At 46.0% G+C, this 22441-nt stretch carries 21 protein-coding genes and 2 pseudogenes; 9 read left to right on the forward strand and 14 right to left on the reverse strand.

From position 1 onward, the window contains the following. The first annotated feature begins 279 nt into the window (after positions 1-279). Positions 280-747: a response regulator transcription factor gene (locus tag QUB44_RS27180; RefSeq protein WP_333372421.1), complete on the forward strand. Its 468-nt coding sequence runs from the start codon at positions 280-282 to the stop codon at positions 745-747. Positions 748-847: 100 nt separating this feature from the next. Continuing rightward, the gene (locus tag QUB44_RS27185) at positions 848-1141 is read left to right on the forward strand and encodes a DUF2103 domain-containing protein (protein ID WP_190732612.1); all 294 of its coding nucleotides are present in this window, start codon (positions 848-850) and stop codon (positions 1139-1141) included. On the opposite strand, the gene QUB44_RS27190 is transcribed toward QUB44_RS27185, so the two are convergent. Then, positions 1130-1756 (reverse strand): HEAT repeat domain-containing protein, encoded by a 627-nt coding sequence (locus QUB44_RS27190; RefSeq protein WP_333372424.1) that lies wholly within the window; start codon positions 1754-1756, stop codon positions 1130-1132. The two genes, QUB44_RS27185 and QUB44_RS27190, sit on opposite strands and share 12 nt — an antisense overlap. Positions 1757-1930: 174 nt before the next feature. Next, positions 1931-3670, reverse strand: a complete 1740-nt coding sequence (locus QUB44_RS27195) for a hypothetical protein (protein WP_333372425.1) — start codon at positions 3668-3670, stop codon at positions 1931-1933. An 88-nt stretch (positions 3671-3758) separates the two neighbouring features. On the opposite strand from QUB44_RS27195, the pseudogene QUB44_RS27200 reads away from it, so the two are divergent. Continuing rightward, positions 3759-3984, forward strand: a pseudogene (locus tag QUB44_RS27200) (IS1/IS1595 family N-terminal zinc-binding domain-containing protein); the annotation flags it as partial. Here the strand turns inward: QUB44_RS27200 and QUB44_RS27205 are convergent. From QUB44_RS27205 to QUB44_RS27235, 7 genes are all read right to left on the reverse strand, one after another. After that, positions 3876-4136 carry a hypothetical protein gene (locus QUB44_RS27205; protein WP_333372440.1) on the reverse strand — a complete coding sequence of 87 codons (261 nt, stop codon included), beginning with the start codon at positions 4134-4136 and terminating at the stop codon, positions 3876-3878. The pseudogene QUB44_RS27200 and the gene QUB44_RS27205 overlap by 109 nt on opposite strands. Before the next feature lie 257 nt (positions 4137-4393). Beyond that, on the reverse strand, positions 4394-5233 hold the full coding sequence (locus QUB44_RS27210; protein WP_333372426.1) for a HEAT repeat domain-containing protein: 840 nt from the start codon (positions 5231-5233) through the stop codon (positions 4394-4396). Positions 5234-5469: 236 nt separating this feature from the next. Continuing rightward, entirely contained in the window at positions 5470-5742 is a 273-nt protein-coding gene (locus QUB44_RS27215) for a phycobilisome linker polypeptide (RefSeq protein ID WP_333372427.1), read from the reverse strand. A gap of 172 nt (positions 5743-5914) precedes the next feature. Then, positions 5915-6784 (reverse strand): phycobilisome linker polypeptide, encoded by an 870-nt coding sequence (locus tag QUB44_RS27220; RefSeq protein ID WP_333372428.1) that lies wholly within the window; start codon positions 6782-6784, stop codon positions 5915-5917. Positions 6785-6977: 193 nt separating this feature from the next. Continuing rightward, positions 6978-7793, reverse strand: coding sequence for a phycobilisome linker polypeptide (locus tag QUB44_RS27225; RefSeq protein WP_333372429.1), 816 nt, complete (start codon positions 7791-7793; stop codon positions 6978-6980). Positions 7794-7941: 148 nt separating this feature from the next. After that, positions 7942-8430 carry a phycocyanin subunit alpha gene (gene cpcA / locus QUB44_RS27230; protein WP_006631256.1) on the reverse strand — a complete coding sequence of 163 codons (489 nt, stop codon included), beginning with the start codon at positions 8428-8430 and terminating at the stop codon, positions 7942-7944. Positions 8431-8532: 102 nt separating this feature from the next. Beyond that, on the reverse strand, positions 8533-9051 hold the full coding sequence (locus QUB44_RS27235) for a phycocyanin subunit beta (protein WP_332948147.1): 519 nt from the start codon (positions 9049-9051) through the stop codon (positions 8533-8535). 541 nt (positions 9052-9592) lie between these two features. Here QUB44_RS27235 and QUB44_RS27240 point away from each other — a divergent pair. The 4 genes from QUB44_RS27240 to psb27 all read left to right on the forward strand — a co-directional run bounded on the left by QUB44_RS27240 (position 9593) and on the right by psb27 (position 15311). Next, on the forward strand, positions 9593-9811 hold the full coding sequence (locus tag QUB44_RS27240) for a hypothetical protein (protein WP_333372430.1): 219 nt from the start codon (positions 9593-9595) through the stop codon (positions 9809-9811). A 602-nt stretch (positions 9812-10413) separates the two neighbouring features. Next, a complete protein-coding gene (locus tag QUB44_RS27245) occupies positions 10414-13233 on the forward strand; it encodes a cation-translocating P-type ATPase (protein ID WP_333372431.1) in 2820 nt (939 codons plus the stop codon). Between the two features lie 298 nt (positions 13234-13531). Beyond that, a complete protein-coding gene (locus QUB44_RS27250; protein WP_333372432.1) occupies positions 13532-14764 on the forward strand; it encodes an AAA family ATPase in 1233 nt (410 codons plus the stop codon). A 148-nt stretch (positions 14765-14912) separates the two neighbouring features. Continuing rightward, a complete protein-coding gene (psb27, locus tag QUB44_RS27255; RefSeq protein WP_333372433.1) occupies positions 14913-15311 on the forward strand; it encodes a photosystem II protein Psb27 in 399 nt (132 codons plus the stop codon). Positions 15312-15347: 36 nt separating this feature from the next. On the opposite strand, the gene QUB44_RS27260 is transcribed toward psb27, so the two are convergent. Further along, positions 15348-15677, reverse strand: coding sequence for a hypothetical protein (locus QUB44_RS27260; protein WP_333372434.1), 330 nt, complete (start codon positions 15675-15677; stop codon positions 15348-15350). A 108-nt stretch (positions 15678-15785) separates the two neighbouring features. Between QUB44_RS27260 and QUB44_RS27265 the strand changes: the two genes are divergently transcribed. After that, positions 15786-17429, forward strand: a complete 1644-nt coding sequence (locus QUB44_RS27265; protein ID WP_333372435.1) for a family 10 glycosylhydrolase — start codon at positions 15786-15788, stop codon at positions 17427-17429. Between the two features lie 371 nt (positions 17430-17800). Here QUB44_RS27265 and QUB44_RS27270 read toward each other — a convergent pair. Together QUB44_RS27270 and QUB44_RS27275 are read right to left on the reverse strand one after the other, a co-directional pair. Continuing rightward, a pseudogene (locus tag QUB44_RS27270) lies at positions 17801-18795 on the reverse strand (transposase). Positions 18796-19426: 631 nt separating this feature from the next. After that, positions 19427-19831 (reverse strand): gamma-glutamylcyclotransferase, encoded by a 405-nt coding sequence (locus tag QUB44_RS27275; protein WP_333372436.1) that lies wholly within the window; start codon positions 19829-19831, stop codon positions 19427-19429. Between the two features lie 120 nt (positions 19832-19951). Between QUB44_RS27275 and QUB44_RS27280 the strand changes: the two genes are divergently transcribed. After that, on the forward strand, positions 19952-20551 hold the full coding sequence (locus QUB44_RS27280) for a glyoxalase-like domain protein (protein ID WP_333372437.1): 600 nt from the start codon (positions 19952-19954) through the stop codon (positions 20549-20551). Between the two features lie 147 nt (positions 20552-20698). Here QUB44_RS27280 and QUB44_RS27285 read toward each other — a convergent pair whose 3' ends face one another. Together QUB44_RS27285 and QUB44_RS27290 are read right to left on the reverse strand one after the other, a co-directional pair. Continuing rightward, on the reverse strand, positions 20699-21976 hold the full coding sequence (locus tag QUB44_RS27285) for a bifunctional sterol desaturase/short chain dehydrogenase (RefSeq protein ID WP_333372438.1): 1278 nt from the start codon (positions 21974-21976) through the stop codon (positions 20699-20701). A 73-nt stretch (positions 21977-22049) separates the two neighbouring features. Beyond that, the gene (locus tag QUB44_RS27290; protein ID WP_333372439.1) at positions 22050-22244 is read right to left on the reverse strand and encodes a hypothetical protein; all 195 of its coding nucleotides are present in this window, start codon (positions 22242-22244) and stop codon (positions 22050-22052) included. Between the last annotated feature and the right edge of the window lie 197 nt (positions 22245-22441).

Genomic DNA, 22441 nt, shown 5'->3' on the forward strand with positions numbered 1-22441 from the left:
TTTGCCCAAAAATAGCTCAAAACCTCTGCCTAGCATTTATGAGTATTTGTACTCATCGCAAAAGTGACACGCTCCCAGGCAAAGTCTGTTTTAGGGCTGATAAATTTCATGATATTTTTCCCGAACTGTTTTATTGATTTATGAAAGATTTTGAGCTAGTGCGATCGCTTCGGGGCTGCGAAAAATGGGTAGCTGCAATAGCCCACTTGAATTTATGAAAATACGGGTGATATAAATTTAACATACAAGTAAAAATAAAGCTAACAAAAAGTAACAAAAATGACTAAAATATTAGTAATTGAAGACGATCACTTAATCCGAGAAACGGTATTAGAACTTCTGCAATCGCGCGGTTTTGAAGCTGTCGGGGCCGAAAATGGAAAAGTTGGTATCCAGTTAGCTGCCCAAATTCCCGATTTAATTTTGTCTGATGTCATGATGCCGGAACTCGACGGTTTTGAAGTATTCGCAGCCGTGCGATCGCACCCTGCAACCGCCAGCATTCCGTTTATTTTTATGACAGCCTCCGAAATGGAAAAAGCCCTGGAACTCAAAGCAGACGGCTATCTCAAAAAACCTTGCAGCCTCGCAGAAATGCTCGCGGCGATCAAAACTCAACTAGAAAAACCGACAGTTGCCAACCCAAAATATCAAAAAGTACAGGACAATTCTGCGCCATCAAATCTTAGCTTGCGCGCCAGGAATCAAAAATCTCCGTTTGAGATTGCCTCGGTTTGCTGGCAATGACGCTCACAGTAACGTTATTGATACAGAAGTTGAGGGAATTTCAAATTGGTTCCAGGCAGGGGTGGCTTAGACTGGGTATGTTGAATTTGGTTAAATATTTATGAACGCACAACCCAAAGGCCGCCTAGTTTGGAACCACTCTACCCACCTTCCCGGTTTGATACCAATTTTAGAGCGCCTCACCCTAAAAATCGGCATTCAAACTGTCACTCCGGGCGTCATCAACAAAGTTAAAGGACACATCCCCCGCATGACATTAAGAGTGTCAGTACCCATCCGCGGGGGATTTAAAATCATCGCCAGACAGGGCAAAACCGTACAAGAAGTCTTTATATTAACCACTCTCAGTCAAGGGGACTTGGAAGAGACGATCGCCCAAACCCTAGCCAAGTGACAATATTTTCTTAGCAAGCAAAGCCCGAGCCCTAACAGAAGTAGTTTCATCGCTTTGGGTGATTTCCTCAAGTCTGGCCGAAACTTCCGCTAACCAATCCGGTTTAACAGTCGCAGCACCCGCCAAAGCTTGCAAACCCCCCGCTGCTGCGTAGCGCACCACCCATTCTGGATCTCGGGACGCTTGCAGTAGCGTTTTCACAGCGCGAAGTTGAGCATCTGCAATTTGTTCTACCGGCATCAATTTCCAGCAAATCGTCCCCAAACCCCTAACCGCCGCCCGCCGCACGCTCAAAGCAAAGTCATTCGCCGCTGCATCGAGCAAAATCTCCAAACCCCTGGGGTCGCCAATTCCCGCCAAAGCCCGAACAGCCCAAGCTCTCGCCCCGTAATTGTAGCCGTCAAGCTGTTCTAGAAGCGGCAGCACCGCAGCTTCTCCGAGCTGAATTAGCCCATCAACGGCGGCAACAGCGGCGCCTGGGTTGTTGTAACCTAGCACTGTAATTAAGGTAGGAATTGCTTGTTTTGAGGGAGTCGCCGCCAGTGCTTTGACTGCGTTTAACAAGCCCTCGGAAGAATCTGCTTGTTCGACAGCCTGAATTAGTTCTAATGCCATTTATTTGTAAGCTTTACCGTGACTATTGTAATTGTAGGTTGGCTCGATCGCGCGATCGAACTTTTTGCAGCGTGGGTGAGGCGCGGCGATTAACTTAAAAAGCTTACCCTGCTCGAAGTAGGACAGTCTTGGTTAAAGAGTCGAATCGGCAAAAAACTCGACTCCATACCCGCGCTAGGAATTCTTGCGCTGTGCATCCTCACCGCCTTCGCGCTTCCTATAAGCCTTAGCCCAAGCATAGCGCTGCGGATCTTTTTTTAGCAGATATTCCACAACTTCCCGACGCTTCCCATTTTTAGCATTTTTGACAACCCGCTTCATTTCCGCATCCTGATCTCTGGGTGAAGCACCGCGTTTAATTGCCTCGTTAAACCAACGCTCACCCTCTAAAAATTGACCCCGCTCAAAACAAATAGCTCCCATCAAAGTGTAAGGATGATGACTCTGAGGCTGATACTCAATAGCTTTTAGCGCACAATTTTGTGCATCATCTAATTTATCAATATCTCGAAAAGCACCGCCCCTAGTTGTTAGCAAAGCTGACTTGAGCTTATTTTCTTTTATTTTGTCGAAGTCCAGATTTTCTGTCAGCTTCAATGCACTTCTCGGTTGCCCTGCCTTGCGCCAATGACTGCTAGCATTAGGCAACTTCCATTTATTTCCAGTATTCTTGTACTCCTGTTCATAAAAAAGTGCTTCGATTTTGTGGTAAGCTGTAAAAATCTTGCCAGATAACAGTCTCTGCCCTTGATATCGGCGTTCTTCCTGCCACCCATAATAGCTATTGCTCGGTTGAGATGCTTCAAGTTTATTCTCCTCAAGCCAAGCAACATCTGTTGGTTCCAGTCGCTCTCCTTTATCCAGTTTTTGCAGAATTGCGTACAATGGACTAGAAGGTGTCTGATCTTTATAGTCCGAGACTTCATACTTAGACTTCAGAGCAGCAAATCTCTTTTTCTCGGCAAAAGTAATTATGTCTTCACGTTTATTCTGTTTGATCCAATCAAAATCAGCCTCACTCAACGGCTCTCCCGATTGGATTTTGGATTTCAGACTAGCAACATAGTTTTCAATAGCAAAAGTAATTACATCATCACGTCCATTCTGTTTGATCCAATCAAAATCAGCCTCACTCAACGGCTCCCCAGATTGAATTTTGGACTTGAGACTAGCAGCAAATTTGTCAAGCGCCAGAGTAATTGTCTCAGTCAGTTTACGCTTTTTCAGAAAGTTAATATCATGCTCACCTAGCTGATTTTCTAAATCAATTTTTTTGAGAACTTTATACAGATGGCTAGAGAGGGATGAATCCTCAGATTTATTAGCTTTATACTTAACTTTCAGCTCAGCAAAGTGTCGTGTCTGTTCAATCTCCAAAACAATGCTAAGCGTTTCGCTAAGTTGATGCTCTTCTAGCCAGTTAAGTTCTGACTCGCTCAACTGTATATCTGCATCCAGGTTTTTCAGGATTTTATAGAGTGGACTAGAGGCAGATAAATCCTGGTGAGCCGTGGCTTGATACTTATTCTTTAGCTGAGCAAATACTGTTTTTTGTAAGGTATCTCGTTTCTCGATAATAGCAAGTGTTTCTAACAGGTTTTCTTCTTTCAACCATTGACAATCTTTAGGGCTAATTGGCTGGTTTTTGTCCAGTCTCTTCAGAATTTTATAGAGATTGCTAGAGGGGAATGAATCCTCATAAGTAGTAGCTTTGTAACTGAATTTCAGTTGAGTAAACTCCTGCATTTGCCGATAGATATCTATCGCTTCATAAAACCGATAGAATTTCATCCATTCCTGCTCTGACCCACTCAGTCCATCTCCTCTGTCTATTTGGCAAAGGAGGTCATACAGACGATGAGAGATAGATGAATACGAGCGACTAACTCGGTATTTTTTCGCTAGTTCAGCCAAGTGTATCTCTTTTTTTATTGGGTAGTCCTGCATAGCAAGGAAAATGTGTTATAATTTTACTCTTTTAACCTACCTTCAATTTTAGCTTATGAACTGTCCCAAGTGCAACTCTGAATACATCTTGAAAAGTTGTCGCACTCGCTAGCGATTAGCAAAATTTTAAATGTCGAGATTGTGTCAGACAATTTGTCATGACTCCCAGACATCAACCGATTTCAGAAGCAACAAAAGAGTTGATTGATCGACTTTTATTAGAAAAGATATCTCTGGCTGGGATTGTGAGGGCGACTGGGGTTTCGGAACGGTGGTTACAATAATGTAGGCTTTCTCTAGGGATCTTCATAATTGACTCCAGCGTGCCACATATACTATAAAGAGGAATTCCCCGATATTTATTTCCTTTATGAGTTGCTTTATATTTGACCAGTAAGAATGCAAATTCTGCATAAAATTTTTGATCTTTCATAACAGCTACTACCCTCAATATTTTTACTCAAAACTCATGAAAATTAATACTTAAAGCCTCATTCCTCATTCCATCAAATCATCAGCCACCAGTTCACCCGGAGAAAAGCGATAAAATAGCAGTTCTCAATTACCTGAAGTACAGATATGCGGTAGGGAAATAGCACTGCTGTGTCCTGAATGTGCTGTGTCCTGAATTTACCGTAGACAATTAAGCATGGCTACAGCAATCCTATTTCAGTTGTGAACTAATTTTTTTTAAAGTAAACTATCCATTAAATCCATAACGCGGATAGCTTCATCTGACAAAGATAGTGATTCTTGTCGATTGAGGTGATGCTCCAAAACTCCTTTCAGCGCAATCAATTTCAGGCTATTTTCTGCTAAAGTCTCAGAAATAGCTTGCGCTCCCGGCAAATAGCCGATCGCCCCCAAGTCCATCAAAGCCGATCGCCTCAACTGCAAATTATCCCCATTCAAAGCACTTACCAACCGCTCTCCGTAAACCCGCTCACCAGTTAGCTGATACATCGCCCGCGCCGCAGCGTACTGCACCCGCTCCACAGAATGTTCTAAAAAAGGTGAAATTAGCGGTATAGCTTCTGTCGCTTGCAGCGTTCCCAAAGCTTCAATTACCGAGTCGTAAGGTTGCACGAGGTGCGATTTTCCTGGTACTCGCACAGCAACAACTAGGCCCCCATCTAATAGGTTCATTAGCGGCTCAATAGAATCGCGATCGCCCAGCATTTCTAGAGCTTGAGCCGCCGCTTCCCGCACGTAATAATCGGCGCATTCCAAACAACGGATCAGAGCTGGCAAGGCTTGTTTGTCGCCCAATTTACCCAGAGCCCGCGCCGCATTTCGTAATAGGGAATAGTCGCCAATTTTTGTTTGTTCTGACTCTTCTTCCAATGCGGCAATTAAAGCTGCAATAGCTGCCGGTTCCTTGACTCGAAATCTGCCAACCCACCAAGCAGCATAATACCGGAGACTGTAATCTTGGGAGTGCAAATTTGCGATCGCCTGTTCAACAGTTAAAGACTCGCTCTCAGCTACACCCGCCGGCGGTGAGTCAGATTCGTAATAATCCATAGTCATTAGTTATTAGTTATTAGTTATTAGTTATTCGGCTATTGAAATCGCTGCTACCCAGACACAACCTGCAAGGGTTAGGGAAACTCGCCGATTCAAATCGCTACTAAACAGACAAAACCCGCCTGGGCGGGTTAAATTAACTTTTAGTCCGCTGGGAGTGGACTTTATTTGTCTAGCAGCGATTTTAATCGCCCCTTCTAGCTTGTGTAGGAGCGATGAAAATCGCCCCTGCAACCCAACTATTGGTGATCACCCGATGATTCATGGGATGATTCTGCACTAGCGCTTAAAGGATGAATGCTGACAATTTTCCCGCCCATGCGAGTAATCCGCTGCATTTCTTGATTCATCCGATTGTAAGGCACGTTGATAAATGTACTCGCGCTCGATCGAATCGAATAATCCACATTATCTGTTTCATCGCTTTGGCGCAAGCCGACAACTTCATACCGAAAGCAGCGACTAGCCGAAGCTGTATTGCCACTTTTTCCAGCTACAATTTGACCCAACATAAGCTTCTTGGTAATTGGTAATTGGTCAGTAGTCCTTAGTCCTTAGTCCTTAGTCCTTAGTCCTTAGTCTCTAGTTCAGAATTTACGCAGAACCTAATTATGTAGGTTTCCGTGCACCTCGCACCTTACGCAGAAACTAATTATCTAATGACTAATGACTGATGACTAACAACTAAATTGGAGTAATGCTGGCGATTTTCGCGCCCATGCGTTGAAATTTCTGCATTTGCGAGGACAACTCCTCAACAGGTACGATGAAAGCCTTGCTGCTGCGGCGCACGCTGGGATAGCCACCCGTGCGAATGCCCGAAACTTCCACGCGCACCAGCCGCCCTTCTTTGCCGTAAGCTGCCGCACCGCCGAAAGTGCTGGCGGGAGTTACGTTTCTGGCAGAAGGCCGATATGCCCAACCTTCGTTACCGCCAGAAGGCCCAACTACAGCCGTAGCGGTGTTAGTGCCGAGTTCGACAGCTAAGCGAGAGCTATTGCCTTCTAGTTGAGATGTATCGCTGTTTGCATAGCCACGATACAACCGGAACATCCGGGTAAAACCGACGGTTTTTTGACCACGCTGGGTGTTAAAGCCGCGGTAGTAAGGGACGGTACTATCGCCGAAGTTTTCTTGATACTCTACTGAATCGATGTAAGAATCAATATCAGCGTCGTAGCCTTTTGTTTGGTACAAATCTAAGTGTTCAACTACTTCAGATTCGTCGTAGGTAGCGCGACCGAGCAAGTGTTTGTAGTTTAGTTCGATCGTCCGAGTTTGGAAGCTGTTGTAGAAAAACTTGGTTTTGTACAGTTCTGACTTAGCTACAGCGCGTACAAATTCTCGTACACTCAAACTGCCGTCTCGCAGCAAAGACTCGGAACTTGTAAGTCGCTCGGATTTCATTAAATAGTCGTTGCCGAGCACCTGACGGTAAACGGCACGAATCACCGTTTCAACGTCGTCTTTGGTGTAGTTCGGGCGCAATTCTACCTTCGGCGCATCGCTCAATGCGGATGTGCCCAGTCTGGACGCTGCTGTTGTAATCGCCACCAGATTTTCTCCTAAATTATTAATGACAAAAGTTTTATGCTTCGTTGCACTTGAAATTTTTAGGACTAAGGATAATATGCCTCAAAGTAGGGTGTGCACTGCACACCTTACCTATACATATAAAATTGAATAATTTTTTAGCCTTAGTCCTAATTTGCTAAAGACGTTTCACAAAAACGTCAATACACAAACTTTAAGCTGTGGTAATACTTACCACTTTGCCGCCACGTTTGTTGATTTGCTGCAAGCGGCTCGAAAGTTGCTCGTAAGGCACGAGATATTCGGTAGTAGTCCGCCGCACTTGGGGCAGAAAATTACCCGCACCTTGCATTGCGGTGACTCGGTAGAGTTGGTCGCGAGAACCGCCGGATGTGCCGCCAAGGGCTTTTCCGGTGGAGGCCGTGTATATCGGCGAAGCCATATTTCTCGCTACTTCCCAAGTCAGCCGGGCTTGGGTTTGGTTTTGCGATCGATCGCTGGAAGCAAAACCCCGGTACAGTTGAAACATCCGGTTAAAACCGACGGTTTTTTGACCTCTTTGAGTCGCGAAACCGCGATAGTAAGGCACTACACTTTCGCCAAAATTTTCTTCATACTCAACGGAGTCAATGTAAGAATTAATTTCAGCTTCGTAGCCTTCTGCATTGTACAAATCAACGTGGAAAGCAATTTCCGACTCGTCGTAAGGAGCGCGGCCCAACAAATGCTTATAATTAAGCTCAATTAACCGCGTTTGCGAGTTCGGATAAAAAAACTTTTTCCGATAGGTTTCGGAATGTGCAATTGACCGCACAAAATCTTTCACTGAAATCTGCCCTTGCAGCAGCAGAGATTCAGCACTGGTAAGTCGTTCGCTCGACATTAAATACTCGTTGCCGAAAACTTGGCTGTAAGCAGCGCGAATTACTGCTTTCGCATCCTCTTGCGTCCAGTGGGGGCGCAGTTCTACCCGTCCCGCTTCTTCAAATGCTTTTATTCCTAACCGTTCTGCTGCACCTAATCCTGCCATCTTCGCTTCTTCCTTTTTTGCTGTAAAAATTGAAAACTGCTTAAAAAAGTATTTGCAAAACTAGGCTTGGATCGCAGATGCCCGGAATTGTAAACAACCGCTAACACTTAAGCTAACAGCAGCTTACAATCCCGGGCATCACGCAAATCTAGCTCAGAGCGTTGATTGCGTAGTCGATGTAGGAATTCGCTTCAGTTGCAGCGTCGCCACTGAGACCGTGGTTGCCTTTGATGTACTTGAGGGCTTCAACGTACCAGCTAGGAGACAATTCAAATGTCCGGTTGATTTCGTCAACACCTGCAATCAGGTACTCGTCCATCGGACCGGTGCCGCCTGCAACTAAGCAGTAGGTTACCATCCGCAGGTAGTAGCCGATGTCGCGAGAACACTTGGCTTTACCGGTTGGGGTAGAAGCGTAGTTCGGGCCTTGCATTTGTTGGGTGTACGGAAATTTGTTGTACACAGCTTGAGCTGCACCGTCGATCAAGCGCTGAGAGTTGGCGGTCAAAGCCTTGGCTGCTTCCAAACCTGCTGCTGCTTGGCGGAAACGGCCGAAGGCAACTTGTAGTTCAGTGCTGCTCAGGAAACGACCTTGAGAATCGGCTGCTGTTACTGCTTCAGTCAAAGGGGTTTTCATTGTTCTGGTTTCTCCCTAATGTTGTGTTGTTTTTGTACAAAAATGATTGTTTGCAAAAATGCGATGCTCGCTTCTTTACAAGAAAGGTTCGCTTGGCTATTTTTAGCCGACTGCACTAGCTGCGCGGTCGAAGTAGCTGCCGATTTCAGACATTAGCGAGCTGCAATCACCACGGGTAACACCGTTGGGGTCGTTAGCGATCGCAATTGCTGCTTCCTTCATTTTTTGCACGCCGGCTGCAACTGAGCCACCGGGAACTCCCAGAGCTTGGTATGTTTCACGCAGACCGTTCAAGCAGCGGTCGTCCAAAACGCTGGCGTCGCCTGCAAATGTTGCATAGGTGACGTAGCGCAAGATGATTTCCATATCGCGCAAGCAAGCTGCCATGCGGCGGTTGGTGTATGCATTGCCACCAGGAGCGATCAGTTGTGGCTGTTCAGCGAACAAGGTGCGAGCTGCATTGGCTACGATGCTGGATGCGTTGCCGGTGATGCGGTTTACTGCGTCAATCCGCTTGTTAGCGTCGGAAACCATGCTGCTGAGAGCATCGAGTTGACCCTGAGCTAGAAATTCGCCCCGAGCGTCAGATTGGGAAACCACTTTTGTAAATGCGTCAAACATGAAAGAACTCTCCTACTTGAGTTAATTGAGTTTGGTTGCGGTATAAAACCGTTAAGTTAAATTTGTTCAGGCTACGAGTGCCTGCAAGGGTTGAAATTTGATGCCAGCTAATCTGCTGGTCCGATCGAGTTTTCCCTTTCCGCTACCTGCACTATTGTTACATCGTAACGGACGTTTAAGAAACCTTAGAATTTTTTACATCTTTTATGAGATGCGACAAACCTTGTCAATCAGTGTTTTTGTTAACTTTGGCCTGTCGTTTCAACCCTCTGATAATCTTTATACAACGCTCGCCCGTCTTTGTTTATTACAAATTATTACAGAAAGTTATCTCTCTAAGAAGGTAAATGTCTGGGTGGACAAGTCCGGGCTAATCTCCTTCCTGCGATAGATGCGGGGTTGCACAAACAAAAGAAGAGTTTGCTTCGCTCGCCCCTGCAGTTGCGGTTGAACCGCCCCGAACCATCTCATGGGCCGATCGCCTTTGTGGGCTTTCTCTCGAAAAGCGGAATTATTAAGAAATATTAAGTAAATTAAACTTTTGGTAAAAGAAGGCTGGGGAATAGGAAAAAAACCAAAAATTCTGCCCAATGTCAGGAGGGCTGCAGAATTCGGTGTGGGCAAAATCCAAAAGATTGTGAACCCCCTCGCCACAGCCTCAGCTTTTGCCGGAAAATCAGCATTTAGCGACAAAACTCAGCCGTTGGAAGTTGAAATAGCGGGCCCGGTATTTCATAACGCGGGGATTCTTGTATCATGAGGAGTCCTTGGACTTGACCCCAAACCAAGCATCTACTGTGTAACCTGCAGCGGTTGCCAAAAAACTTTCTTCATCTATATATGTGTTCTATGTTCGGCTTCCCACAGGCTAGTCCTACGCAAGCGTGTGGCAAGCTGAGCATTGTGGAGGGTGAGAAAACCAACAGAGGCGATCGACACGTGTTACCGCAGCGCCATTTTTCTTTTAACAACGGGAATAGATGAGTTCGGATACGAGCGTTTTATGACGTTTTTTTAAGGTAGGTTTTAACCTGCCGCGCACGCTTGCATCAGAGAACTAAAGTCACTTTTGCTTTCAGCTTTTTTTCTGTGTAATAGCCGAAATAATTGCTAATTTTTAGTAGTAAGGTGGATAAGTGCTATCAGCGGTAGGTCTACAAACGGCGCGATCGAGCCACCAGACGCAGTGAAGTTAAAAGCTTTTTGCTTCCCCGGCATCGAACCGTCCAAAACCAGTCCCAAGTTAAACAGTTTTTTATTCAGAACTCAAAACTTAAAACTCTCTTACTGTAATCAGCCAGATGGATCGGCTGTAGCTGTCCGGCCGCAACCACCTTTATGCCCCATGCTTGATCGTAATTTATGTCTTCAAATTCTCCCTCTTCTTGGCACACCGTAGCAATTGACCAAACTCTCCAGCAGCTAAGCAGCAACAAAGACGCTGGCTTGAGCAGCAAACAGGTGTCAGAACGCTTGCAGCAATACGGCCCCAACGAACTCGAAGAAACAGGAGGCCGCAGTCCGTGGTCGATTTTTGTCGATCAGTTCACCAACATCATGTTGTTGATGCTGATGGGTGTGGCCGTGATTTCGGGTTTTTTGGACATTCGGTCGAATACTTTTCCCAAAGATGCGATCGCCATTTTTGCGATCGTCATACTCAACGGCATTCTCGGCTATTTCCAAGAGCAAAGTGCTGAAAAAGCCCTCGCAGCACTCAAAAACCTCGCTTCTCCCCTAGTCAGAGTCCTGCGGGACGGCAAAACTTCGGAAATAGCAGCCAAGGAACTTGTACCCGGAGACGTGATGCTGTTGGAGGCAGGGGTAAAAATAGCAGCAGACGCACGCTTGATCGAAACATCAAATCTGCAAGTCAGAGAATCTGCTTTGACAGGGGAAGCTCTAGCAGTAACCAAGCAAGCCGATCTAGAACTTCCCGAAGATGCTTCCTTGGGCGATCGACTCAACCTAATTTTTCAGGGCACAGAAGTTGTTCAGGGACGAGCAAAGGCGATCATCACCAACACCGGAATGAAAACTGAACTGGGCAAAATTGCCACCATGCTTCAGTCAGTAGAAACCGAACCGACTCCCCTGCAACAGCGGATGAGCCAGTTGGGAAATGTTCTAGTCTCCGGTGCCCTAACCTTAGTCGCAATTGTCGTCATCGGCGGCATGATTACCTTCCAAAACGGCGGCATCGGGTTCGATACCAGCAGGTTTGAAGAGTTGTTAGAAGTTTCTCTAAGCATGGCTGTGGCTGTGGTTCCCGAAGGACTCGCAGCAGTCGTGACAGTTACTCTGGCACTCGGAACTAGGCGGATGGTGAAGCGAAACGCCCTGATTCGTAAACTGCCGGCCGTAGAAACTTTGGGATCAGTTACTACCATTTGTTCTGACAAAACAGGTACTCTGACTCAAAATAAAATGGTAGTTCAGCTAGTCTCGACGGGCGACTGCACAGTCGCCGTCGCAGGATCTGGCTATGCCCCGATCGGAGATTTTACCGATCGCCTGACATCGGCCAAAATTAATAATTTAGAGGAATATCCAGAACTCGAATCTTTATTAATTGCCTGTGCAGTTTGCAACGACGCAGTATTGCAACAAGAACAGCAAGAATGGCAGATTTTAGGCGACCCGACAGAAGGAGCTCTGCTTTGTGTAGCCGGAAAAGCAGGCATTTATAAGGAAAAACAGTCTCAATTGCTGCCACGGACGGCGGAATTTCCTTTTTCTTCCGAACGCAAACGGATGAGCGTAATTTGCGAAGTGCCGGGCCGATCGGGACATTCGGGATTTCCCGCAGCAGAAGGACAGCAGTCGAATTATTTGATGCTGACCAAAGGTTCTCCAGAGTTGACTTTGGAGCGCTGCAAAGGCATTATAGTCGGCGATCGAGTACAAGCTTTAACCCAGGAAATGCGCGATCGCATCCTCGCCGAAAACAACAACATGGCAAGCGACGGTTTGCGAGTCCTCGGGTTTGCGTACAAACTCTGGGAAAACCTGCCGCCCGAAGGTTCTGAGGAAACCAGCGAACAAGACATGATTTGGCTGGGACTCGTCAGTATGCTGGACGCCCCGCGGCCGGAAGTGCGGGAAGCAGTGATGAAGTGCCGCAATGCAGGCATTCGGGTGGTGATGATTACAGGAGACCACCAATTGACTGCAAAAGCGATCGCCTACGATTTAGGTATTGCAACAGAGGGCGATCGAGTTCTCACCGGTCAAGAATTAGAAAAGCTCAGCCAAGAAGAACTCAAACAGCAAGTCGAACAGGTTAGCGTTTACGCCCGCGTTTCCCCAGAACACAAATTGCGGATTGTCCAAGCTTTGCAAAGTTGGGGCAAATTTGTCGCGATGACCGGCGACGGAGTTAACGACGCCCCCGCCTTGAAACAAGCCGATATCGGCATCGCCATGGGGATTACCGGCACCGATGTCAGCAAAGAAGCTAGCGATATGGTGCTCCTCGACGACAACTTCGCAACTATTGTCGCCGCCGCTGAAGAAGGGCGAGTGGTTTATAGCAATATTCGCCGCTTTATTAAGTACATTTTGGGCAGCAACATTGGCGAAGTTTTGACAATTGCGGCCGCACCTTTAATCGGTTTGGGAGGAGTGCCGCTGACGCCGCTCCAAATTTTGTGGATGAACTTAGTAACAGATGGCGTTCCCGCTTTGGCCTTGGCCGTGGAACCGGGGGAACCGAACGTGATGAAAAAGCCTCCTTTCAGTCCGCGAGAAAATATTTTTGCGCGGGGTTTGGGTTCTTACATAATTCGCATCGGGATTATTTTTGCAATTTTGACGATCGCGATGATGTCCTGGGCTTACGGATATACTCACTCTCCCGGACACGGCAATCCAGATGCTTGGAAAACAATGGTATTTACGACTCTTTGTTTGGCACAAATGGGTCACGCGATCGCAATTCGGTCTAACACTCAGCTAACTATCGAGTTAAATCCCTTGACTAATATTTTTGTTTGGGGAGCTGTGATTGTTACTACTGCTTTGCAATTAATGCTGATTTACGTTCCGCCACTGAGAGCATTTTTCGGCACTCACTATTTGTCGCCTTTTGAATTGCTAGTTTGCTTCGGTTTCAGCGCTCTGATGTTTGTCTGGATTGAAATGGAAAAACTGTTTGTACGCTTGTACAAATCTCGAAAATAGTGTTAACGACTGAGGGATAGTTAGCGAGGTTTCACTATTAGCTAAAGCGATCGCGGCGCTATTGTTAAACAACATCTGCCAGGGTTAAAACCCCTGGCTCACAGCCAAAGTCCTCGCTATGAAGACTCAATAGATCGTTTGACAATTAAATATTTATTACTTCGTTATAATGTCATTGCGAGCGCCACGGTCGGCGAAAATCGTAATCGCAAAGGCTCGTGGTTGCAAACCTGTAAGGTGCAGTTGTGCACCCTACGATGGCTGTATTACCAATTACCGATTACCAATTACTAATATTATGTATTTGAAAACGCTGCACCTACGGCAGTTTCGGAACTACTTCGATCAAAAGGTAGCTTTTGACGCTCCCAAAACAATTTTAGTAGGAAATAACGCTCAAGGAAAATCTAACTTGTTAGAAGCGGTAGAGTTGCTTTCTACATTAAAAAGCCACCGGGTAGGGCGCGATCGCGATTTAATACTCGACTCAAAGCCGATCGGGCAAATTGATGCTACACTCGAACGTCAAACCGGAGCGATCGACTTAGCTTTAACTCTTCGCTCTGGTGCGCGTCGGACACTAAAGCTCAACGGTGAACCGCTGCGCCGCCATTTAGACTTTTTGAGCGTCTTAAATGTAGTGCAATTTTCTTGTTTGGATTTGGACTTAGTGCGCGGCGGGCCCGAAGGAAGGCGCAATTGGATCGATCGCCTAGTCATCCAGTTAGAACCGATTTACGCTCACATTTTGCAGCAGTACAACCAAATTTTGCGCCAGAGAAATGCTCTGTTGAAACGTTCTAAAGAAATCAGGAAAGCGGAATTTTCCGAAGGTTTTGACAAGATGCGATTTATTGCACCCGAAAGTCCCGAACCGGAAAATACACAAGACTTACCAATGCCCAATTCCCAATGCCCAATTCCCAGTTCAGAATTAGCTTTGTGGGACGCGCAGTTGGCGACAGCGGGCGCTCGCGTCATCCGCAGGCGCGATCGAATTTTGGAGCGTTTGATGCCTTTAGCTCGAAATTGGCACCGTTCAATTAGCGGTTCAGCAGAAGTTTTAGATGTGAAATACGATGCTAATATTGAAGTAGGGGCGGAATTAATCGCTAAAGACAATCTCGAAGGAGTGCGACAAGCATTTTTAGAGAAAATTCAAAAAAGGGCGATCGCAGAACAGTTTCAAGGAACCACTTTAGTCGGCCCCCACCGCGACGACATTACATTTACCATTAACAATACCCCAGCTCGTCAATACGCATCCCAAGGTCAGCAGCGAACTCTGGTATTAGCATTAAAATTAGCCGAATTGCAGCTTATTGAAGAAGTCGTCGGCGAAGCGCCTTTACTGTTGCTCGACGACGTACTTGCAGAACTCGATCTGAGCCGCCAAAATCAACTTTTAGAAACAATTCAAGAAAGATTTCAAACTCTGATTACTACAACTCACCTAGGCGCTTTTGATGCTCAGTGGCTGCGACAAACCCAAATTCTCTCCGTCGTTGCTGGACAAATCAATCGATTTTAGATTTTAGATTTTAGATTTTAGATTGACAAATTTTCTGTTTCATGGTATTGATGCCAAAAAAATGTAGAAAGTGGCATTATTAGCTCAATTCGAGATAGGATAAAGGTTAATTTTCATTGCAGCTTTCGCTTCCATTTTTCTAACCCTTATGAAGCATTACATTTCCCGTCTGTTAGCCCTGGTATTAGTTGTTGTCATCGGCGTAGCGGGCTGTACCAATGTTCCCGCCACTCTGAGTGGAGATTATGGCCAAGACACATTAGCATTAGTGAAGAGCTTGAGAACAGCGCTCACTTTGCCAGAGGGCACGCCGGAAAAAGCAGCCGCTCAAGCCGAGGCTCGCACAAGTATCAACGATTTTTTTGCTGCCTACCGCCGCGATCCCGCTCTTACCAAGCTGGCCTCTTTCACGACAATGCGGACGGCATTAAACTCTTTGGCCGGACATTACAGTTCCTATCCAAACCGTCCCGTTCCTGAAAAATTGAAAAAGCGTCTGGAGTCAGAATTTCAGCAGGTAGAAGCTGCTCTCAACAGAGGCTCTTAATCTCTAAATTTAGGATAAAGGATAAATTTTAATAATTCATCTTTCATCCTTGATATTTGAGTGTGAACAATTTTTAGTAGAAATATCAACTGCTTTTAGCGCCCACTGTACCCAGGCGCTTTTTTCAGCAGCATTTAGTGGAAAAATACTTAAAAATTGAACTGGATATGAGCTAAAATCCGGGCTTTTTACCCCCTTTATTTTTGAGTCCGCGAAGGCGCGTGCCTGCGCGCCAACACTTAGGGGGACGAAAGTTTGTATGTATAGCAGCGGTTTCAACCGCCGAGTCTTATCTTGCCCGATCGCCCTTATGAGATTTAAATAGTCGCCAGAGAGAATTTGCATTGTGCGATCGACTTGTGCCATAACTAAGTCAACCGAAAAAAGTAGAAAATTTGTAGCTGCTTGTTGAGCGCGATCGCAAAAATGCGATCGTCACCCAATTTAAACCAGAAAACCCCATCCAATTCTCCCATGAAAATTGCACCAACTCGCATCGCGAATTTTCAACACCAGCGACGCTTTTTAAGTGCGGTAACTGCTGTTTTAACCAGTAGCTTCATCAGCCAGCTTGTTTGGCCGTTTATCGGAAATCAACCAGCTTTTGCCCAAACATCAGCCTACTGCCAATTATCCCCAGAACAGGTCAATCAAAAAGAAGACTTGCGCCGCGCCGCGCTGTCAGGAAAACGGGAATCTCAGCAAGCATATTTTGCTGTTTTGAACAAACACGCGCGGGAAATAGCAGAATGCCGCCAAAAAACTTGGCCCGAAACCCAAGCAGTTTGGCTGCGTTTGTATCCCTGCGATGTCAGACCCGGAGAACTCGATCGAGTATTAGACAAAGTTGTGAATAAAGGCTACAACCAAGTCTATGTCGAAGTGTTTTACGATGGTCAAGTGTTGCTACCAGTTGCAGACAATCCTACGGCTTGGCCTTCTGTTTTGAGAAATCGCGGTTACGAGAAATACGATTTGTTAGAAAAGGCGATCGCCAAAGGCAAACAGCGAGGTTTAAAAGTATACGCCTGGTTATTTACCATGAACTTTGGCTATAGCTATTCTCAGCGTCCAGACAGACAGCAAACCCTCGCTATCAACGGTAAAAATCAGACAAGTTTAACAGTAAGCGAATACGCAGCAATTAACCAGGACTTCGGAGAAGTTCCGGGGAATCAAGCCTTTATCGATCCGTACAACCCACAAGCACGGCAAGACTATACTTTGTTAGTAAATCAAATAGTCAAGCGCAAGCCACAAGGAATGTTATTCGACTACATTCGCTATCTACGGGGCATCGGGCCCGCTTCAGTTGCTACCAAAGTTCAAGACTTGTGGATTTACGGCCCAGCATCGCAGCAAGTTCTTTTACAGCGGGCTAACAATCAGCAAGGGCGAGATTTAATTCAGCGGTATTTGACTAGGGGATTTATCAATACTACTGACGTTCAAGCAGTAGTCAAACAGTATCCAACTGAGCGAGAACCTCTTTGGCAAGGGCGAATTCCGCAGGCGATGTCAGTAGCAACTCCACCTTCTAGAAGAGAGAATGCCGCATCAAGATCAGCCTCAACAACTCCCGCCACTAACAAGCCAAACCCTGCAAATCCTACATCAAGACCGACACCGCGGCTTCCCGATACCGGCACTCTGCAAAAAGACCTCTGGAAACTGAGCGTTGCTCACGCAGTCCAAGGGATTTTAGATTTTTTGGGAATAGCAATTCAACCTGCTCAAAGGATGGGAATTCCTGTAGGAGCAGTGTTTTTTCCGACTGCAAATAAAGCGATAAATCAAGGGGGATATGATTCGAGATTGCAGCCTTGGGACACCTTTCCGGCTACTATAGAATTCCACGCCATGTCTTACGGAAATTGCGGGGATGTAAGCTGCATTGTGCCACAGGTGCAGCGGACAGTGAGTTTAGCGCCTCCGGGAGCAAAAATTATTCCTGCCATTGCTGGAGATTGGGGAAAACCTCTCAAAAATCGGCCGTCTTTGGAAATTCAAATGCAGGCAATTCGCTCGGCGACGCCGCAAATTAATGCGGTGAGTCATTTTGCTTTTGGGTGGCAAGAACCAGAGGATGAAAGGGCACGGCAAACTTGCCGATTGTAGATATATTCCTGGACTAAAAGGGCGTCATCATCTTGTTTTATGGTCGCCGCAAGAGCATGAAAGGGTAGATTTTTGAGCAATAAACCGGGTTTTTATATGGGAATCAGTGGCGAATCACGAGTGATTTGCCTAAGAACCCACATTCTGCAGTTCTGGCTTTGATGACTAAGGATTTTCTTACATTCACTGTAGGAAAAATATTTGTGCCTACCTTTTATAACTTTAGTATCATTATTTTGCGATTTTGGCGAGATATAAGAAATTTGAATTCACAGATATTTCCTAATATATTACTTCGGCAATATCTGAAACTCATTTTCCCTAAATTAGACATCACAATTCCGCAACAGTCCGGACAGATTTTCGGTCGGTCAAGCTTTGAGAGAGCCGTATTCTAGAAGCTTTTGGTAGTTTGGATTTAATTTAATCAAAGTCGGTCCAAATCAAACATGGCGATAAATAGTTCTAGTAAATGCTCATTTAAAGCTTTTGGTTTGAACGACGCTATAGAAAATGAAATAACCTCTGGTGTCGGTTGAGCTGTGACGGTAGCCTCTTGTCTCAAGGTGACTTTGGCTAAATTTAGGGCTGTCAAACTACCATTGACCTGGGCATCCAGGGCATCCAGATTGCGAGATTGGCTATCGACCATTCCGGTATATTGTCTGGCATCACGAAAGATAAACTCAATCTCAAATCGAGCGCGATAATAAGCCAAGATATCGCTGGCGCTCAGATTAACATCGGTGGAAAACAACAGAATATACCGCTCTTTCCCCTCGACGAGTCGCACGCTTGCAAACTACACGAATCCGGCGGTCAAGAGAAACCGACCAGACCACGGCAGTCTACAGCTCTGTCCCATCGTCTAAGGTCTCAGTTAACGTGAAATATTTTAATTGTCGCTCCAATGGGGCAACCTTGCCGTCATAGGTTTTCTGACGACCAGGACCAGACCAACGTGGCCCTTGATACAGATATTTTAAATTCGCGTCTTGTCGCAGTTTTCCAATGGCATTCCACCCCAGGTTCACGACCCCATCCACCCATTTCCGTTTGCTGTAGAAGCTATCAGCAACCACATATTCAACTCGTTTGGGTAGATAGGTCTGACAATAGGCTAGATGGCCTAAATAGAAATCGACTCGATTCCCACAGACTTGATGCTCTATTTCGGCTGCTAAAGCTCGGTCGGACCGGCTTCCGTCTGCTGAGCCGATAACGCATAGGCTGTATTCTGCTCTACATCGACCACTGCCACCACCGACCACTCCAATCCCGTCTCGACTTGACCACTCTTGCCGTTGTAGAACTGATCCTGATTGGGTGTATGACGACCACTTTTTTCATGAAACGTTGCATCCACCACTAGGATTTGAACTCCTTCCCGAGAACCGTGGGTTTGAATCAAATGACTATTCACCGATTCAAACCCAATTCCTCTGTTTAGATTTCGACGAAACGTTCGCTCTGACAGGGGACTATAGCGGCTTAAATTGGTGTAGTTGGCTTGACCACAGACGACGAATAGGCTCGTCAAGAATGCGAGGAGAAAGGTTCGTTGCGGTTTGTGAAATGACCCACTGTGGTCAGTGCGTCCGTTAGAATATTCTGTAGGCTATCCATGGCGCAGTCCTTTTTTGAATCTGACTGTACTTTAAGCCCTGGATAGCTTTCCTCGCTACTACCCTCGTAAAAAACTGTCCGGACTGTTTAAATTTAGGACTTTTATGGCTTCTTGATGCTCATTCATGGTTTTTTCCTCTTTGCTCCTAATTCGTTCATTGTAAGTCAAAAAAGCCTGAAGTGATTGCCCAGTAATCACTTCAGGCTTGAATTTTTCAAATTTATAACCATAAATTGTATTTAAAGACCTGCGGAATGTGGGTTAAAACTATTCGGGGCTACGGTTACAGGTTCGAGCCGCCCGTTAGCGAAGCCCTCGAAGAGGATCGCACTACAATGGCAATTTACGAAGCTCATAGGCATTAACCACCTTATTTGGTGAAAAACCTATTTTCCCACCTGCCGTGGCGCAGCCAGATGCCTCCTAGGGAACGGACGCGATCGGGTAACATGAAGTAAGCCCAAGCCGTGCCTAAAGGTTTGAGGTGTCGATCGAAGATTTCGATTTCCTGCCGCTGATATTCGTTTTGTGTCGGTTCCCGCAGCGGATGATAGTCTTCCAATCGGTCTAAATCGTCCAAAATAGCCGAGTTTGCGAAACAGAGGAGAAAACCGCAGACTGTGCCATCTCCGGCCATCATCGCAGGATAGCCGATCGGCAGCGCAAAAAGTTGACCGCGGGTGATCGCGGGGCAAGCATCCACAACTTTTCCTTCGCAGTAGCGGAGGTAGTTGCACTCCCCCGGTTTGAGAGTGCCGTAGACAAAGACTTTCATCGGGTAGGGCCTAACCGCTAGTTTTTGCTAACATAGATGGCTAAGCTAATAGTTTAAGTCTCGCGGGCGATCGCGACAGCAATCTTGATAAATTTCGTTGTTTACCCTTTCTTATAATTCATGACTCTAGCAGTTAGTTTTATTGCTTTTGGACTTCGGCCTTTGTACTTGAGCTCTTTTTTGCCGTCCCTGCCCCTTGACAGCTTGTTTTCTACTCAAGGGATTATGGTGATGCTGCTGGCAGCCTATGCGGGGGCGATGTGGATGTTTCTCACCAGCGCTCCGAAGGTACACACGGTGATGGTATCGGATCTCGGGCAAGCGAGGGAGTTCTATGAAGGTATGCTAAACCTGCCCGTAGCAGAAGTGCCTCTGCACTACTACTACAATTACGAGCAAACTTTGGGCACAACTGGTATCGATCCGCTGTATTTGTCGCCGAATGTCGGGAGGGCAACGAGCTCTCAAACGCTGGGGAGTCCCGAGGGTTTGTGGTATCAGTTGATGAAAAATACCCAACTGCACATTATTAGCGGGGCCGGTGTAGGGGAAAAAAATCGCCCGCGTCACGTTTGTTTCGATCGCGATTGTTTAGATCAGCTATTGATGAGGGTACAAACTCGCGGCATTAGTTATAAAATTCGCCGGGAAAAGCCGCTGAATTTTTTGGTCAAGGATTACGACGGCCGCGTCATTGAAATGGCTGAGGTTAGTAATTAGATAAGACTCGGCGGTTGAAACCGATCGTACACAAAATTTAGTCTCCGCAGAGAGGGACAAAAGAATCAAAGGGGTATTAAAGCCGAATTTGATATTACATCCCAACTTAGAAACCCGGTTGATCTAAAAAACCGGGTTTCTTGTTTCTTAATTAATCTTAGATTCAACGCTAGATTTTTCCGAAACCGCCGCTGCTTTAATCTCTGAAATCGCTTTCCGGCTGAAAAGTTGGAAATAAAGAGAAACAAAGAATTCTTTAACTGGAAAAATTATAAAAGTCAAAGGATTAATTGTCACGATGATATTGCGGGCATCGGCTTTAGCTTGTTTGACAACTTGCTGCGCTACCCAATCAGGAGACATAATGCCGATCGGGTTTAAGTTGCTTTTAAATGGCCCTAAAATCAGTTTGCGAACGATGCAGGGTGCGTCCAGCCGGCGCAGGGTGACTAAATCTCCCAGGGCGCGCTTACTGAGTTCGTACAGGGGACTGACAGCGGGAATTACTTCTGCTTCTGAAGTGTTGATCCAGACTTCTTTGCAAGCGATGTTTTCGTTAGTGCGGACTGTTAAGAAAAAAAGTTCCATCAGCCGCCACGCGGAAAAAGTGTTAATTTCGTATGAGTTGGCGATCGCCTCTCCTGTTCTTTCTCCGTGTACATTAATCCCGTGATTGATGACGAGAATATCGATTTTTTCTAACAATAGGGCTAAGTCTGCCTCTTGGCCAGCTTGCCAAGTTACGGTTTTTATAGGTAAACTTTCGCCGTCTAGATTCAAAGTAATTTCCTCATCTCCAGAGGTGAGGCCGATCGCTTTTGCACCAGCTTTGTGCAGGTGTTTGAGAAGCGAACGACCTAAAGTTCCCGATGCACCGGTGACGGCTACAGTTTTGCCTTTGAGAGAAAGTGCTGTACCCATAAGTTTGTCTATTAAGGTGAAAGTACCGCAATAGTAAGCATTTTGATTGTCGAAATGATGCCGCCAGTGATAAGGTTTATTAACTAACCACTTGCCAGGGGGAGTAAGGAAATCTCCCGGTTGGTGGGTGATGTCGGTTAATTCGTCTGCGCCTTTGATGCCGCACCCGCGGGCGATCGCGCTCAACAAAAAGCCTAAAGTATAAATACAACCCGCTGCTGCGCCCCAGTGATATTCCGGTAGCCCAAAATAAGCTACAACCCACAGCAACAAGCCCAAAACCATCATCGCCGCAGCTTCGGGCACGTCGTGACGCCAGTGTGCTTGCTTGTAAATTGTCTCGCTGACGGCTGTCAAATTCGGGCGGAAAACGCGGTGATGCCAAGTGTGCAGCTTTTGCAGGGGTGCCCAATAATGGGACACGACGTGATAAAAGTCTCGTATTATTTCTGCCCAGCAGACAGAAGCTATTGCCACAGCGCCGACTATCGAGTAATTTACCATGCTCGCACCAGTTTGAAATTTGAGATATTAGATATTGTCTGCTTTGAAAGATAACTTAAAATGGCTTTTATTGCTAGTCTGGAAGTTGACTCAGGCGTTTTAAAATCTGCAAAACCCGGTACAATTCATTGCCGGGATTGGAAATAACAAATTCAGCAGAGCGGGCATACAGGGGAGTTTCCCCTCTAACTAACTTGACAAAACTAAAGTTAGCACCTGTAGAAATCATTCCAAAAGTAGGAGTTTCAGGATTGGGATCTGCCAGCATATATGTCAGGAGTTGGGCGAGTGCTTCATCAGTTGAAAACGAAAGTTGTTTGGATTCAATTACTGTCAGGGTAAACGCATCGGCTCTCCTGAACTTATGGTTATAAGTTTCTCTAATTTAAAAAGCAAGCTAATACGCGATTCCTAAAATTATTAAAATTAGAAAAACCATACCCTTGCCGCATTATCAACTTAATC

The sequence above is a fragment of the Microcoleus sp. AT3-D2 genome (genome assembly GCF_036705715.1).
Taxonomy (GTDB): domain Bacteria; phylum Cyanobacteriota; class Cyanobacteriia; order Cyanobacteriales; family Microcoleaceae; genus Microcoleus.

Excerpts from the sequence above, each read along its gene's own strand:
- QUB44_RS27280 (WP_333372437.1), top strand. The coding sequence starts at position 19,952 with ATGACTCTAGCAGTTAGTTTTATTGCTTTTGGACTTCGGCCTTTGTAC.
- QUB44_RS27185 (WP_190732612.1), top strand. The coding sequence starts at position 848 with ATGAACGCACAACCCAAAGGCCGCCTAGTTTGGAACCACTCTACCCAC.
- QUB44_RS27265 (WP_333372435.1), top strand. The coding sequence starts at position 15,786 with ATGAAAATTGCACCAACTCGCATCGCGAATTTTCAACACCAGCGACGC.
- QUB44_RS27180 (WP_333372421.1), top strand. The coding sequence starts at position 280 with ATGACTAAAATATTAGTAATTGAAGACGATCACTTAATCCGAGAAACG.
- psb27 (WP_333372433.1), top strand. The coding sequence starts at position 14,913 with ATGAAGCATTACATTTCCCGTCTGTTAGCCCTGGTATTAGTTGTTGTC.
- QUB44_RS27210 (WP_333372426.1), bottom strand. The coding sequence starts at position 5,233 with ATGACTATGGATTATTACGAATCTGACTCACCGCCGGCGGGTGTAGCT.
- QUB44_RS27205 (WP_333372440.1), bottom strand. The coding sequence starts at position 4,136 with ATGAAAGATCAAAAATTTTATGCAGAATTTGCATTCTTACTGGTCAAA.
- QUB44_RS27260 (WP_333372434.1), bottom strand. The coding sequence starts at position 15,677 with ATGGCACAAGTCGATCGCACAATGCAAATTCTCTCTGGCGACTATTTA.
- QUB44_RS27285 (WP_333372438.1), bottom strand. The coding sequence starts at position 21,976 with ATGGTAAATTACTCGATAGTCGGCGCTGTGGCAATAGCTTCTGTCTGC.
- QUB44_RS27245 (WP_333372431.1), top strand. The coding sequence starts at position 10,414 with ATGTCTTCAAATTCTCCCTCTTCTTGGCACACCGTAGCAATTGACCAA.
- QUB44_RS27235 (WP_332948147.1), bottom strand. The coding sequence starts at position 9,051 with ATGTTTGACGCATTTACAAAAGTGGTTTCCCAATCTGACGCTCGGGGC.
- QUB44_RS27275 (WP_333372436.1), bottom strand. The coding sequence starts at position 19,831 with ATGAAAGTCTTTGTCTACGGCACTCTCAAACCGGGGGAGTGCAACTAC.
- cpcA (WP_006631256.1), bottom strand. The coding sequence starts at position 8,430 with ATGAAAACCCCTTTGACTGAAGCAGTAACAGCAGCCGATTCTCAAGGT.
- QUB44_RS27215 (WP_333372427.1), bottom strand. The coding sequence starts at position 5,742 with ATGTTGGGTCAAATTGTAGCTGGAAAAAGTGGCAATACAGCTTCGGCT.
- QUB44_RS27290 (WP_333372439.1), bottom strand. The coding sequence starts at position 22,244 with ATGCTGGCAGATCCCAATCCTGAAACTCCTACTTTTGGAATGATTTCT.
- QUB44_RS27190 (WP_333372424.1), bottom strand. The coding sequence starts at position 1,756 with ATGGCATTAGAACTAATTCAGGCTGTCGAACAAGCAGATTCTTCCGAG.
- QUB44_RS27225 (WP_333372429.1), bottom strand. The coding sequence starts at position 7,793 with ATGGCAGGATTAGGTGCAGCAGAACGGTTAGGAATAAAAGCATTTGAA.
- QUB44_RS27250 (WP_333372432.1), top strand. The coding sequence starts at position 13,532 with ATGTATTTGAAAACGCTGCACCTACGGCAGTTTCGGAACTACTTCGAT.